This window comes from Tropicibacter alexandrii (assembly GCF_003667315.2).
GTDB lineage: Bacteria > Pseudomonadota > Alphaproteobacteria > Rhodobacterales > Rhodobacteraceae > Tropicibacter > Tropicibacter alexandrii.
Genome location: NZ_RCTZ02000004.1, coordinates 167,095 through 179,716, shown reverse-complemented (window position 1 = coordinate 179,716; position 12,622 = coordinate 167,095). Strand labels below are relative to the sequence as shown.

Sequence of the window (12,622 nt, the reverse complement as noted above, 5' to 3'; positions counted from 1 at the left end):
TGGTGCGCGTGGATCGGGTCAGCGCGGGGTCAGCCCTTGCGGGCCTTGCCCCCGTACTGGATGGAGTTCAGCATCACGGCGAGCACGATGACCGCGCCGGTAAAGACGGTTTGCCAGTAGGACGACACGCCGATGATCACGAGGCCGTCGCTCAGGAAGCCGATGACGAAGGCGCCCAGCAGCGTGCCGCGCACGGTGCCGCGCCCGCCCATCAGGCTGGCCCCACCGACGACGACCGCCGCGATGGCCGTCAGTTCATAGGTGGTGCCCGCGGTCGGGCCGGCCGAGGTCAGCTGCGAGGACAGGACCAGCCCCGCGATGGCGGCGCACATGCCCGACAGCATGTAGACGGTGATCTGCACCCGCTTGACCGGCACGCCGGACAGCTCCGCCGCGCGCGCGTTCCCGCCCGAGGAATACAGCCAGCGGCCAAAGGCGGTGCGCGACAGCAGCAGGCCAGCGGCAATGGCGACCACGGCCAGCACGATCACCCCCACCGGCACGCCGCCGATGCGGTTGAAGCCCAGCCAGTCAAAGCCGGTATTGCCCAGTTCGGGACGACCGGCGAGGTTGTTGTAGGTCAGCCCGTTGGTCATCAGCAGCGCCACACCGCGCGCCACATAAAGCGAGCCGAGCGTTGCAACAAAGGCAGGCACCTTGAACCACGCCACGAGGATGCCGTTGCAAAAGCCCACGAAGGCACCGAGCGCCAGCGTCAGCACCACCACGGCCCAGACTGGCGGGTACAGGATCACGCCCATGGCCTCGATCTCGATCCCTTGCATCAGGAAGCCTGCGAATACACCGGTCAGGCCCAGAACCGACCCCACCGACAGGTCGATCCCGCCATTCAGGATCACCAGCATCATGCCCAGCGCCAACAGGCCAAAGATCGCCACGTGGTTCGCCATGATGAGGAAGTTCGACACCGTCGCGTAGTTCGGCGACAGGTAGGAAAACACGAGGATGATGGCGATCAGCGCGAAAAAGGCGCGGCCTTCCAGCAGCAGCTGAACGACGTTGAAGCCGCCTTTTTTCTTGGCGCTGTTGCCTGCGGTTGTGTCCGACATGTGCGTGTCTCCGGTTCGGTCAGGCAACCAGGCTCTCGCCCGAGGCGGCCATGATCGCTTCTTTGGTGGTGTCATGCGTGAACTCGGCGGCGATGCGGCCGCGGCGCATGACGATGATGCGGTGGGCGATGGACAGGCATTCGCCCACTTCCGAGGTCGAATAGACCACGGCCATCCCCTGCTTTGCGTGCTCGGCCAGAATGCGGAAGACCTCGGCCTTCGCGCCGATATCGATGCCTCGGCTGGGTTCATCCAGCAGGATCACGTCCGGATGCGTGACCAGCATCTTGCCGATGACGACCTTTTGCTGGTTGCCCCCCGACAGCGAGCCGATGGGCGCGCCCGGGCCATCGGTCTTGACCGTCACCTCCTTGATCGATTCGTCGATGATGCGACGTTCCTCGCGGGTGTTGGTGAACAGGCCCTTGGTAAATCGGTTGATCGAGGACAGCGACAGGTTGCGGCCCACGGTCATGGTCTGGACAAGGCCGTCGCGCTGACGGTCCTCTGGCACCAGCACCAGACCGGTCTCGATGCGCTGGGCGATGGACAGGCCCAGCACGCTTTCACCGTTCAGCAGGACCTCGCCCGCGACGGGCTTCAATCGACCGGCGACGGTTTCCATCATCTCTGTGCGACCCGCGCCCATCAGACCGTAGATGCAGACGATCTCGCCCTTGCGCACGGTCAGGTCCAGCTTGTCCACGGCCAAACCCGTGCCGGTATGGGAGGCCACGGACAGGCCGCGCAGCTCCAGCGCGGGCGCGCCATAGGTCGTGGCAGGCGGGCTGCCCAAGTCGAAATTCTCACCCACCATGTTGCGCACGATCCATTCCAGGTCGATCTCGGCGCGCGGCGCGTAGGCGGTCATGACACCATCGCGCAGCACCACGGCGTGATCGGTGATCGTCAGCGCCTCTTCGAGGTGGTGAGAGATATAGACGATGCTGACGCCCTTGGCCTTCAGGTCGTGGATGACCTTGAACAGCACCTCGACCTCGGACGCGGACAGCGCGCTGGTCGGCTCGTCCATGATCAGGATCCGCGAATTGACCGACAGCGCGCGGGCGATTTCCACGATCTGCTGCTGACCCAGACGCAGATCCTCGACCGGGGTCAGCGGGTCGATGTCCTCTTCCAACTCGCGCATCAAGGCGCGCGCCTGACGTTCTTCCTCGGCATAGTTCACGCCGAAGGGGCCCATGATCTCGCGCCCCATGAAGATATTGTCGCGCACGTTCATATTCGGGGCGAGCGACAGTTCCTGATGGATGATCGAAATCCCCAACTCGCGCGCCTCGACGGTGGAGTTGATCTCGACCGGCTTGCCATCAAGGATCAACTCGCCCGAGGTTGGCAGATGCACGCCGGACAGGATCTTCATCAAGGTCGACTTGCCCGCGCCGTTTTCACCGAACAGGGTTGTGACCTGCCCGCGATGCACGTCGAAATTCACGCCTTTCAGCGCATGCACCGCGCCAAAGGACTTGGCCACGTTGCGCGCCGCCAGAACGACCTCATCCACGGCCATCACTGCACCTCCAGCGCAACCGGGGTAATCAGCCAGTTCTTGGGGTTGATCATGGTGAATGCGCCGGTGACGGTGATCGTCTTGCCGGGCAGCGCGTCGCGGTCCAGCCCGGCCAGAGCCTCGGCGGACATGGCGCGGTTGATGCCTGCGCCCGCGTCCTGATACTCGATCTGGTTCTTGAACTGGCCAAAGGCGATATCGCCGGGAATGTCGCGCAGCTCGGTCCCGTTGATCGCGGGGCCGGTCTGAACGCGGACCTTCACGCCCTCCAGCCCGTCCACCTGCACGTCATAGATGCCGGATTTGCCGTCGCCGACGACGCCGGTGACGGTCACCGGAAAGACCGGAAAGGTGCCCGCCGTCGCATAGTCGGCAACCGCGCCCTTCTTGTCCGCGGCCAGCGCCTGCGCCAGCGTCACGGCATCGGGGGCGCGCTCCATCACAGTGTCGCGGATGCGCGGGAATTCCGCCGCGCCATAGCGATCCGGGTCAAAGGCCTGCTGCCGCGCGTCCTGTTCGGACCCGATCACGACCACGGTCGTATCCACGACGATCCCGGCCAACACCAGCAGCGCGACCCCGGCGGCATACAGACCCGCGCGGCTTTTGCCGGGCTTCTTCGATGTGCGGGCGTCGGTCATGGCCATCGGTCTTTCCCCTCTCGCGGGCCCGTTGGACCCATGTCTCAGATGCGGGAAACCCATCCGCGCCAAGCCGTGGCGCGCTGCTCCTCCCGTTTTGGTCCCGTGCCGATTCTCCCGATCGGGCCTGTCGAAACCGCGTTTCAGCCGCCCAAATGTGCGACGTGTTGGCCGGACCATAGGTGAAAAATTTCTCACTGTCTGCAAAAAAATTCACACACTGAAAAATTTTGTGCTACACCTCTGGCGAGGGATTGAATGGGTCCCGTGTTTCGGATCGCGCATGCTGCAAAGATGCAGCCCTTGGAAAGCCGCTTTATTTCAAGAAGATAAGAGGCGCGACTGACACAGGAACCCAGAGGGAGGACCGCGTGAACGCACAACGCGACATCATCATCGGCATCGATGCCGGCACGTCGGTGATCAAGGCCGTGGCCTTTGACCTGCGCGGCACGCAGCTGGGGACGTCCGCCGTTCGCAACGCCTATACCATGGGCGCGGACGGGTCGGCGACACAATCGCTTGACCGCACATGGGCCGATTGCGCCGAGGCGCTGCGCGGCTTGGGGGACCGTATCGACGGGCTGGCCGCGCGCTGTGCCGCCGTCGCGGTGACCGGGCAAGGCGACGGCACATGGCTGGTCGGCGCGGGAAACCGTCCCGCCTCCGACGCGTGGCTGTGGCTGGATGCGCGCGCCGCGCCGACGGTGCAACGGCTGGCCGATGGCCCGATGAACCGCGCCCGGTTCGAGGCGACGGGCACCGGGCTGAACACGTGCCAGATGGGCAGCCAGATGGCGCATATGGAGGCGCATGTCCCGGACCTGCTCGACCGGGCCGAGGTGGCCTTGCATTGCAAGGACTGGCTCTACCTGAACCTGACGGGAGTGCGTGCCACCGACCCCTCGGAGGCGTCCTTTACCTTTGGCGATTTCCGCAATCGGGATTACTCCGACACGGTGATCGAGGCGCTGGGCCTGTCCCATCGTCGCTCCCTGCTGCCGCCGATCCTGGAGGGCACACAGGTCACGCACCCGCTGACACCCGACGCCGCCGCACAAACCGGCCTGCTGGCCGGGACACCCGTCAGCCTCGGCTATGTCGACATGGTCATGACCGCTTTGGGCGCGGGCGTGCATACCGGCGACGCGGGGGCCGCCTGTTCCACCATCGGCTCGACCGGCGTGCATATGCGCGCGGTGCGCGCCACCGATGTGCATCTGAACGCCGAGGGCACCGGATATGTCATCTGTCTGCCCGTCCCCGATCTGGTGACGCAGGTCCAGACCAACATGGCCGCGACGCTGAACATCGACTGGGCGCTGGACATGGCCGCCGATCTGGTGGCCGAGTTCGGCCACAGGCCCAGCCATGCCGACATGGTCGCCCGCATCGACCAATGGATGGCGCAGTCGAAACCCGGCGCGCTGGTCTATCACCCCTATATATCCGAAGCGGGTGAGCGCGGCCCCTTCGTGCGCGCCGATGCCCGCGCCAGCCTGATCGGGCTGAACAGCACCCACCGCTTTGCCGATATCCTGCGCGCCGTGATCGAGGGGCTGGGGATGGCCGCCCGCGATTGCTATGCCGCGATGGGCGACATGCCCAACGAACTGCGCCTGACCGGCGGCGCGGCCCGTTCCCCTGCGCTGCGCCGTGTCTTGGCCGCCGCGCTGAACACCCCCGTGCGCGTCAGCGCCCGCGAAGAAGCCGGTGCCGCCGGGTGCGCCATGATGGCCGCCGTCGCCATTGGCGCTTATCCCGATATGGACGCCTGCATCGCGGAGTGGACCACCCCCCTTCTGGGGCAGGCCGAATCGCCCGATCCGGGCCTTGTCCCCACCTATGACGATCTCTTCACCGCATATCGCGATGCGCGGCAGGCGCTGGCCCCCACTTGGGCCACCCTGCGCGCCGCAAAAGGAGCCTGAGCAATGACGGATATCCCCAAGGTCGACCTCTTCGTGATCGGCGGCGGCATCAACGGCGCGGGCATCGCACGCGACGCCGCCGGGCGAGGCCTGTCCGTGGTCCTGTGCGAAAAGGACGATCTGGCCGAGGGCACCTCGTCCCGGTCGGGCAAGCTGGTGCATGGCGGCTTGCGCTATCTCGAATATTACGAATTCCGGCTGGTGCGCGAGGCGCTGATCGAACGCGAAGTCCTGATGAACGCCGCGCCGCACATCATCTGGCCGATGCGCTTTGTCCTGCCGCACAGTCCGCAGGACCGGCCCGCTTGGCTCGTCCGTCTAGGGCTGTTCCTGTATGACCATCTGGGCGGGCGCAAGAAACTGCCCGGCACGCGCACCCTGAACCTGACCCGCGATCCCGAGGGCGCGCCGATCAAGGATCAGTACACGCGCGGGTTTGAATATTCCGATTGCTGGGTCGATGACGCCCGTCTGGTCATTCTAAACGCCGTCGATGCCGCCGAACGCGGCGCGGTCGTGCTGACCCGGTCGCCCTGCACCAGCGCCCGCCGTGAAAACGGCGCGTGGCGCGTGACGACGACCAACACGCTGACCGGCGAGACGCAGGAGTTTCAGGCCAAGCTGCTGGTCAATGCCGCGGGCCCTTGGGTGACCGATGTGCTGACCCGCGTGGCCGGATCGAACTCTGCCCGTAGCGTGCGTCTGGTCAAGGGCAGCCACATCATCGTCCCGAAGTTCTGGAAGGGCGAACAAGCCTATCTGGTGCAGAACCACGACAAACGGGTGATCTTCATCAACCCCTATGAGCGGGACAAGGCGCTGATCGGCACCACCGACATCGCCTATGATGGCCGGGCCGAGGATGTGACGGCGGACGAGGGCGAAATCCAGTACCTGCTGGACGCCGTGAACCGCTATTTCAAAGAGGAGCTGACCCGCGCCGATGTCGTCACCAGCTTTTCCGGCGTGCGGCCTTTGTTCGACGACGGGCAGGGCAACCCCTCGGCGGTGACGCGCGACTATGTCTTCGACCTTGATGAGACCGGCGGCGCGCCCTTGCTGAACATCTTCGGCGGCAAGATCACCACCTTCCGCGAGTTGGCAGAGCGTGGCCTGCACAAGATCGCGCACATCTTCCCGCAGATGCGCGGCGACTGGACGGAAACCGCCCCCCTGCCCGGTGGCGACATGGCAGACGCGGATTACGAGGCCTTCCGCAACACGATGAAGCGCGACTACCCGTGGATGCCCCGCGCCCTGCGCCAGCATTACGGGCGGCTCTACGGCACGCGGATCGCGCAGATCGTTGGCGAGGCGACCTCGCTCGACGGTTTGGGGCGTCACTTCGGCGGGCAGCTCTACGAGGCCGAGGTGGCCTATCTGGTCAAACACGAATGGGCGCAGACCGCCGAGGATATCCTGTGGCGGCGGACGAAACATCGCCTGCACCTGACCGAGGCCGAACAACAGGCCTTCACCCAATGGTTCGACGCCTTTGCGGAGGCCGCGTAAATGCCCCTGACGCTGAGCCTGAACACCAACCCGCTGGTCAACCGCTTTGCCGAACCGTCCGACCTGATCGAAACGACGGCGCGCGATCTGCGCATCCGCGACCTGCAACTGACGCATGAGTTCATCAACCCAAGCTGGCCTGCGCCGGTGATCCGCCGCCTCACGCGGGAAATGGACCGCGCCTGCCAGCGGACGGGCGTGCGCGTGACCTCTGGCATGACCGGGCCTTACGGGCGGCTGAACCACTTTGGCCACCCGGACCGCGACGTGCGGCGCTACTACGTCGATTGGTTCAAGACCTTCGCCGACATCATCGGCGATCTTGGCGGTCGGTCGGTCGGCACGCAGTTCGCGATCTTCACCTATCGCGATTACGACGACGCGCAACGCCGCGAAGAGCTGATCCAGATCGCCATCGACTGCTGGGCCGAGGTGGCCGAGCACGCGCAACGCGCCGGCCTGGACTATGTCTATTGGGAGCCGATGTCCGTGGGCCGCGAGTTTGGCGAAACCATCGCCGAATGCCTCAAGCTGCAAGACCGCCTGACCGCGGCCAACATGGCCGTGCCGATGTGGATGATGGCCGATATCGACCACGGTGACGTCACCAGCCCCAACCCCGACGACACCGATCCCTATGCCTGGGCGCGTGCGGTGCCCAAGGTCTCGCCCATCATCCACATCAAGCAGTCGATGATGGACAAATCCGGCCACCGCCCCTTTACCGCCGAGTTCAACGCCAAGGGCGCGATCCAGCCGCAACCCTTGTTGACGGCGCTGGCCGAGGGCGGGGCTAAGGACAACGAGATCTGCCTCGAACTCTCCTTCAAGGAGCGCGAACCGAACGACCGGCAGGTGATCCCGCAAATCGCCGAAAGCATCGCCTTCTGGGCGCCGCATATCGACAGCGGCGCGGAAGACCTGAATGTGTGAGGTCTGCGCCGCGCGCCCCGGGCTTGACCCGGGGCCTCTGGGCCGGAGCCAAGGTGGAGGTCCCGGGTCAAGCCCGGGACGGGGTCGCGCATTGCCGAAACCTGTCGCAAACCCGCTTGCCATTCGAGGCGTTGCAGGTCACATCTTGCGACGTTCTCAGGGCGGGGTGAAATTCCCCACCGACGGTGATAGCCCGCGAGCGCCTGTTTCGGCAGGGTCAGCAGATCCGGTGAAATTCCGGGGCCGACGGTTAAAGTCCGGATGGAAGAGAACCAGCCAACGTGCGCAAGCGCGTCGGTTGGGCTGCGCCTTGGGACCACTTGAGCAAACGCAAAGGATGGTTCCATGACCGAAACACTGAACATCGCCTTCATCAAGGCCCGCTGGCATGCCGAGATCGTCGATCAGGCTTTGACCGGCTTCGAAACCCGCATGAAAGAAAGCGGGACACCCCACCAGATCACCGCCATCGACGTGCCCGGCGCGTTCGAGATGCCCCTGCTGGCGAAAAAGCTGGGCGCATCCGGCAAGTATGACGCGGTGGTCTGCTGCGCGCTGGTCGTCGACGGTGGCATCTACCGCCATGATTTCGTGGCCTCCGCCGTCGTCGACGGCCTGATGCAGGCGCAGATGGAGACCGGCGTGCCGACCTATTCCGTCTCGCTCACGCCGCACCACTTCCAGCCGACCGAAGAGCACATCACCTTCTACCGCGACCACTTCGTCAAGAAGGGGGCCGAGGCCGCCGACGCGGTGCTGATGGTCGCCAAGATCGAGGTCTGATCCATGACGCCCGCGTTCGCCTTTGCCACCGCCCAGACCATCCGTTTCGGCCGGGGAGAGGCCGCGCGGGCGGTTCCCGACATCCTCGCCATGGGCAAACGCATCCTGCTGGTGACGGGGGCGAACACGTCCCGCGCCGACTGGCTGCACGCGGCCCTGACCGCCGAGGGCGCGACCGTCACGGTCAATCCCACCGATGGCGAGCCCGACATCGCCCAGATCAGCGCCGGTGTCGCGCTCGCCCGTGACGCCGGCGCGCAGGTCGTGGTGGCGCTTGGCGGGGGCGCGGCGATCGACGCGGGCAAGGCCATCGCCGCCCTGACCCCCGCCCATCGCCCGATGATGGACCATCTGGAGGTGGTGGGCAAAGGCCTGCCCCTCGACGTGCCGCCCTTGAAATTCGTGGCCCTGCCCAGCACCGCCGGGACCGGTGCCGAGGTTACCAAAAACGCGGTCATCTCCGTCCCCGAGGCGCAACGCAAGGTCTCGCTCCGCGACAACCGGATGCTGCCGCATCTTGCCATCATCGACCCGTCTTTGACCGATCACTGCCCGCGCGCCGTGACGCTGGCCTCTGGCCTCGACGCGATCACGCAGGTGATCGAGCCGTACCTGTGCACCCGCGCCAACCCCCTGACCGATGCGCTTTGCGCCGATGCCATTCCGCGCGGCCTGAAAGCCCTGCGCACCCTGATGGCGGGCGAAGACCCGGACGCGCGCGACTCGATGGCATGGGTCAGCCTGTGCGGCGGCATTGCCTTGGCCAATGCCGGGCTGGGCGTGATCCACGGGCTGGCCGGGCCTTTGGGCGGGCTGTCAGGTGCCAATCATGGCGCGATCTGCGGCGCGCTGCTGCCGCATGGGCTGGCGATGAACGCCGCGCGCGGGGCCGATCCCGACCGCATCGGACGCATCGACCAATGGATTACCGACGCGCTCGGGGACACGCCCTTGCACGACTGGTCCCGCGCGGCCGGATTGCCCGGCCTGACCGCCCAAGGCATCACCGAACAGCATCGGAACGAGGCAGCAGAAATGGCCGCAACGTCCTCGTCGATGAAGGCCAACCCCGTGCCGTTGACGCCCGACGATCTGCGACAGATCATGCGAGACGCCCAGTAAGGGCCAAGAAACCAGACGGGCCAGAACCCGCTTTCGGAGGGAATGACCATGGCAAAGGCGGATACCGATCACAGCCTGTCCATTCGCGCGGCCTGGCTGCACTATGTCGGCGGCATGACCCAAGCCAAGGTGGCGAAGAAGCTGGGCGTGCCGTCGGTCAAGGCCCACCGCCTGATCGCCCGCGCCGTCGCCGAAGGGGCCGTCAAAGTCAGCATCGACGGCGAGATCGTCGAATGCATCGAGCTGGAAGCCGCCATTTGCGACCGCTACGGGCTGGACAGTTGCGAGGTCGCCCCCGATCTGGGCGAGGATGGCCTGCCGATCCGCACCCTGTCGCTGGCCGGGGCGAACTGGCTGCGGCGATGGCTGGAGGCGGGCGAGGCGGCAACTATCGGCATCGGCCACGGGCGCACGCTGGCCGGGGCGGTGCGGCAGCTGCCGCATATGCACACCGAGGGGTTGCGCTTCGTCTCGCTGCTGGGGGGGCTGACGCGGAACTTTTCGGCCAACCCGCATGACGTGATGCACCTGATCGCCGAAAAGACCGGGGCGCAGGCCTATGTCATGCCCGTCCCCTTTTTCGCCAACACGACCGAGGACCGCGCCGTGCTGCTGTCCCAGAATGGCGTGCGCGAGGTCTTTGACATGGCCGAAACCGCGCCGCTGAAGATCGTCGGCATCGGCACGGTCGAGCCGGACACGCAGCTTGTGACCTCTGGCATGATCGAGCGGGCCGAGATCGAGCAGATCCGCGCCGCCGGGGCGGTGGGCGAGATGCTGGGGCATTTCTTCGACGCGGAGGGGCAGGCGCTGGAAACCACGCTGACCTCGCGCACCTTGGCCGTGTCCTTTGGCAATGGCACCGATCACCGGATCTTTGCGCTGGCAGGCGGGCCGGGCAAGGTCACGGCCATTCGCGCGCTGTTGCGCAGCGGACGCCTGTCCGGCCTGATCACCGACGAGGCCACCGCGCGGGCGCTGTTGGACTGAGGGGGTTTAAGGACGGCGGACCCGGGAGGAGAGAGGCCCGCCGTCACTTGGGTTAACCTAAGCTAACCTTTACCACATTTAGGAAGCCGAGTACTTGGCATCAACCGCATTGATGGCATTTACATTGCCCGCCGAGCGGCCATTTTCGTCAAAGCTGGGCGCAAGGAAGGCATCGACGATGTCCTTGGCCAGTTCCGACCCGATCACGCGCGCGCCCATGGTGATGATTTGCGCATTGTTCGAGGTCGTGGCCTTGCCCGCCGAATAGGTGTCGTGGCATTGCGCCGCGCGGATGCCAGGGACCTTGTTGGCGGCCATCTGCACACCGATGCCGGTGCCGCAAATCAGGATCGCCTTGTCATAGGTGCCGTCGATCACGGCACTGGCCACGCGGTCGCTGAGATTGGCATAGAACGGGTCCGCTTCGCCGTCGGGACGGCGGGAGACGAGACTGACCTCGTACCCGTCCTTGCCACCCAGATGCTCTGCGATGATCTCCGCCAGAGCTTCGCCCGCGCTGTCGCCTGCAACTGCAATCTTCATGGTTCAGTCCTTTCCGATGATGGCCGCGCACTTGGCGAGAATGTCGAGATACCCCTCGACCGCCCAGGCGCTGCGCCCGATGAACAGCCCGTCGATATGCGGGCATTGGATCAACTCTTCGCAATTGCCGGGATTGACCGACCCGCCATAGAGGCAGGGCAGAGGCCGCCCGGTGACGGCCTGCGACACGGCGATGATCTCGGCTTGCCGCGCATCGGCATAGTCCGAGGTCGCGGGGATGCCGTTTTCGCCGATGGCCCAGACCGGCTCATAGGCCAGCAGGATCGGCGCGGCCAACTGGTCGCCGGTCAGCTTGCCGAGCGCGCCGCGCACCTGCGTTTCCAGCACCTCTTGGGCGCGACCCGCCTCGCGTTCCGCCAGCGTCTCGCCAATGCAGATCAGCGGGATCAAGCCGTGACGCACGGCGGCCTCGACCTTTTGCCCCACGGTCTCATCGGTCTCGCCAAAGTGCGCGCGCCGTTCGGAATGGCCGAGTTCAACGATATCCATGCCGCAATCGACCAGCATGAGGGGCGAGACCTCGCCCGTCCATGCGCCCTGATCGGCCCAATGCATGTTCTGCGCGCCGACCTTGACGGAGGTCTCGGCGAGGATCTGTTTGACCTCGCGGATATTGGTGAAGGAGGGGATCACGAACCGCTGGATCGCCGGGTCGCGCGTGTCGTCGGCAGCGGCGAGACCGTTGGCAAAGACCTGCGCCTCGGCCAGCGTCTTGTTCATCTTCCAGCTTGTGCCGATCCAGAAACGGGGCTGGGTCATGCGCAGTCCTCCTTGGGGGTGAGCAGGGGCAGCCCGTCCGGGTCAAACCCCTCGGGCGCGGTATCGGTGATGAGGCCGTCAAAGGCCGACAGATTGGCCAGTTTGTGCAGGGCGCTGTGGCCAAAGCGCGCGTGGTTCACCATCAGCCAGACCTGCCCGCCCGCGCGCATCATGGCGCGTTTCGTGGCGATGACGCTTTCCTCGGGGTGGAAGGCGGCGCCATCGGCCAGCGCCGGGGTCGAGATGAACACCAGATCGGCGCGCAGATTGGCCAGCGCATCCTCGGTCAGCCTGCCGAAATAGGCGTTGTATTTGGGCGAGTAGACACCGCCCAAGGCGATCAGGGTGATGCCCGCCTCATCGCGCAGCGCGACGAGGATGGCCGCATTGTTGGTGATAACGGTCAGCGGCCGTTTCGCCACAAGCGCGCGCCCGAGGGCGGCGGCGGTCGAGCCGTCATTGATCAGCACGGTCATACCCGGCTCGATCAGGTCGAGCGCGGTCTGCGCCATGCGTGCCTTGGCCGTTCCGCCCTGCCGTTCCCGATAGCGGAAATCGGATTCAAAACGCGTGCCGGCCTCGATCGTCGCCCCGCCCCGGATCTTGCGCAGCAGACCGGCGGTTTCCAGATCGTCCAGATCGCGGTGAATGGTCATGCGCGACACGGCAAAGCGGCTGGCGAGATCGTCCAGATCCACCGCCCCCTGCGCCACGAGCAGGTCCATGATCGCCTGTTGCCGGTCTTCGCGCTTCATCCCACATCCTCCGCTGGTCTCATCTCACATC

General features: G+C 65.6%; 12 protein-coding genes and 1 riboswitch. Of the genes, 6 read left to right on the top strand and 6 right to left on the bottom strand.

Annotation, left to right across the window (positions count from 1 at the left end):
• Nucleotides 1-29: 29 nt before the first annotated feature.
• From D8Z78_RS07115 to D8Z78_RS07105, 3 genes are read right to left on the bottom strand one after another with little or no spacing between them, the layout of a single operon-like run.
• Complete coding sequence (locus tag D8Z78_RS07115) at nt 30-1,070, bottom strand: ABC transporter permease (protein ID WP_121629445.1); 1,041 nt, start codon at nt 1,068-1,070, stop codon at nt 30-32.
• A gap of 19 nt (nt 1,071-1,089) precedes the next feature.
• Entirely contained in the window at nt 1,090-2,601 is a 1,512-nt protein-coding gene (locus tag D8Z78_RS07110; protein ID WP_121629444.1) for a sugar ABC transporter ATP-binding protein, read from the bottom strand.
• Nucleotides 2,601-3,248, bottom strand: coding sequence for a DUF2291 family protein (locus tag D8Z78_RS07105; RefSeq protein WP_121629443.1), 648 nt, complete (start codon nt 3,246-3,248; stop codon nt 2,601-2,603). The genes D8Z78_RS07110 and D8Z78_RS07105 overlap by 1 nt, the downstream gene beginning before the upstream one ends.
• A 365-nt stretch (nt 3,249-3,613) precedes the next feature.
• Between D8Z78_RS07105 and D8Z78_RS07100 the strand changes: the two genes are divergently transcribed.
• From D8Z78_RS07100 to D8Z78_RS07075, 6 genes are all read left to right on the top strand, one after another.
• On the top strand, nt 3,614-5,173 hold the full coding sequence (locus D8Z78_RS07100; protein WP_121629442.1) for an FGGY-family carbohydrate kinase: 1,560 nt from the start codon (nt 3,614-3,616) through the stop codon (nt 5,171-5,173).
• Between the two features lie 3 nt (nt 5,174-5,176).
• Nucleotides 5,177-6,685 carry a glycerol-3-phosphate dehydrogenase gene (locus tag D8Z78_RS07095; protein WP_121629441.1) on the top strand — a complete coding sequence of 503 codons (1,509 nt, stop codon included), beginning with the start codon at nt 5,177-5,179 and terminating at the stop codon, nt 6,683-6,685.
• Nucleotides 6,686-7,618 carry a sugar phosphate isomerase/epimerase family protein gene (locus D8Z78_RS07090; RefSeq protein WP_121629440.1) on the top strand — a complete coding sequence of 311 codons (933 nt, stop codon included), beginning with the start codon at nt 6,686-6,688 and terminating at the stop codon, nt 7,616-7,618.
• 148 nt (nt 7,619-7,766) lie between these two features.
• A riboswitch (FMN riboswitch) is annotated at nt 7,767-7,895 on the top strand.
• 68 nt (nt 7,896-7,963) lie between these two features.
• The gene (locus D8Z78_RS07085) at nt 7,964-8,401 is read left to right on the top strand and encodes a 6,7-dimethyl-8-ribityllumazine synthase (protein WP_121629439.1); all 438 of its coding nucleotides are present in this window, start codon (nt 7,964-7,966) and stop codon (nt 8,399-8,401) included.
• Nucleotides 8,402-8,404: 3 nt separating this feature from the next.
• Nucleotides 8,405-9,523 carry an iron-containing alcohol dehydrogenase gene (locus tag D8Z78_RS07080; protein ID WP_121629438.1) on the top strand — a complete coding sequence of 373 codons (1,119 nt, stop codon included), beginning with the start codon at nt 8,405-8,407 and terminating at the stop codon, nt 9,521-9,523.
• A 42-nt stretch (nt 9,524-9,565) separates the two neighbouring features.
• Complete coding sequence (locus D8Z78_RS07075; RefSeq protein ID WP_206169648.1) at nt 9,566-10,513, top strand: sugar-binding transcriptional regulator; 948 nt, start codon at nt 9,566-9,568, stop codon at nt 10,511-10,513.
• A gap of 78 nt (nt 10,514-10,591) precedes the next feature.
• Here D8Z78_RS07075 and derI read toward each other — a convergent pair whose 3' ends face one another.
• From derI to D8Z78_RS07060, 3 genes are read right to left on the bottom strand one after another with little or no spacing between them, the layout of a single operon-like run.
• Nucleotides 10,592-11,056, bottom strand: a complete 465-nt coding sequence (gene derI / locus D8Z78_RS07070) for a D-erythrulose-4-phosphate isomerase (RefSeq protein ID WP_121629437.1) — start codon at nt 11,054-11,056, stop codon at nt 10,592-10,594.
• A gap of 3 nt (nt 11,057-11,059) precedes the next feature.
• Entirely contained in the window at nt 11,060-11,836 is a 777-nt protein-coding gene (locus D8Z78_RS07065) for a triose-phosphate isomerase (RefSeq protein ID WP_121629436.1), read from the bottom strand.
• Nucleotides 11,833-12,591 (bottom strand): DeoR/GlpR family DNA-binding transcription regulator, encoded by a 759-nt coding sequence (locus D8Z78_RS07060; RefSeq protein WP_121629435.1) that lies wholly within the window; start codon nt 12,589-12,591, stop codon nt 11,833-11,835. The genes D8Z78_RS07065 and D8Z78_RS07060 overlap by 4 nt, the downstream gene beginning before the upstream one ends.
• Between the last annotated feature and the right edge of the window lie 31 nt (nt 12,592-12,622).

What these genes read in the sequence shown, in the direction of transcription:
- D8Z78_RS07115 (WP_121629445.1), bottom strand. Translation starts at nt 1,070, where the DNA reads ATGTCGGACACAACCGCAGGCAACAGCGCCAAGAAAAAAGGCGGCTTC.
- D8Z78_RS07110 (WP_121629444.1), bottom strand. Translation starts at nt 2,601, where the DNA reads ATGGCCGTGGATGAGGTCGTTCTGGCGGCGCGCAACGTGGCCAAGTCC.
- D8Z78_RS07105 (WP_121629443.1), bottom strand. Translation starts at nt 3,248, where the DNA reads ATGGCCATGACCGACGCCCGCACATCGAAGAAGCCCGGCAAAAGCCGC.
- D8Z78_RS07095 (WP_121629441.1), top strand. Translation starts at nt 5,177, where the DNA reads ATGACGGATATCCCCAAGGTCGACCTCTTCGTGATCGGCGGCGGCATC.
- D8Z78_RS07090 (WP_121629440.1), top strand. Translation starts at nt 6,686, where the DNA reads ATGCCCCTGACGCTGAGCCTGAACACCAACCCGCTGGTCAACCGCTTT.
- D8Z78_RS07085 (WP_121629439.1), top strand. Translation starts at nt 7,964, where the DNA reads ATGACCGAAACACTGAACATCGCCTTCATCAAGGCCCGCTGGCATGCC.
- D8Z78_RS07080 (WP_121629438.1), top strand. Translation starts at nt 8,405, where the DNA reads ATGACGCCCGCGTTCGCCTTTGCCACCGCCCAGACCATCCGTTTCGGC.
- D8Z78_RS07075 (WP_206169648.1), top strand. Translation starts at nt 9,566, where the DNA reads ATGACCATGGCAAAGGCGGATACCGATCACAGCCTGTCCATTCGCGCG.
- derI (WP_121629437.1), bottom strand. Translation starts at nt 11,056, where the DNA reads ATGAAGATTGCAGTTGCAGGCGACAGCGCGGGCGAAGCTCTGGCGGAG.
- D8Z78_RS07065 (WP_121629436.1), bottom strand. Translation starts at nt 11,836, where the DNA reads ATGACCCAGCCCCGTTTCTGGATCGGCACAAGCTGGAAGATGAACAAG.
- D8Z78_RS07060 (WP_121629435.1), bottom strand. Translation starts at nt 12,591, where the DNA reads ATGAAGCGCGAAGACCGGCAACAGGCGATCATGGACCTGCTCGTGGCG.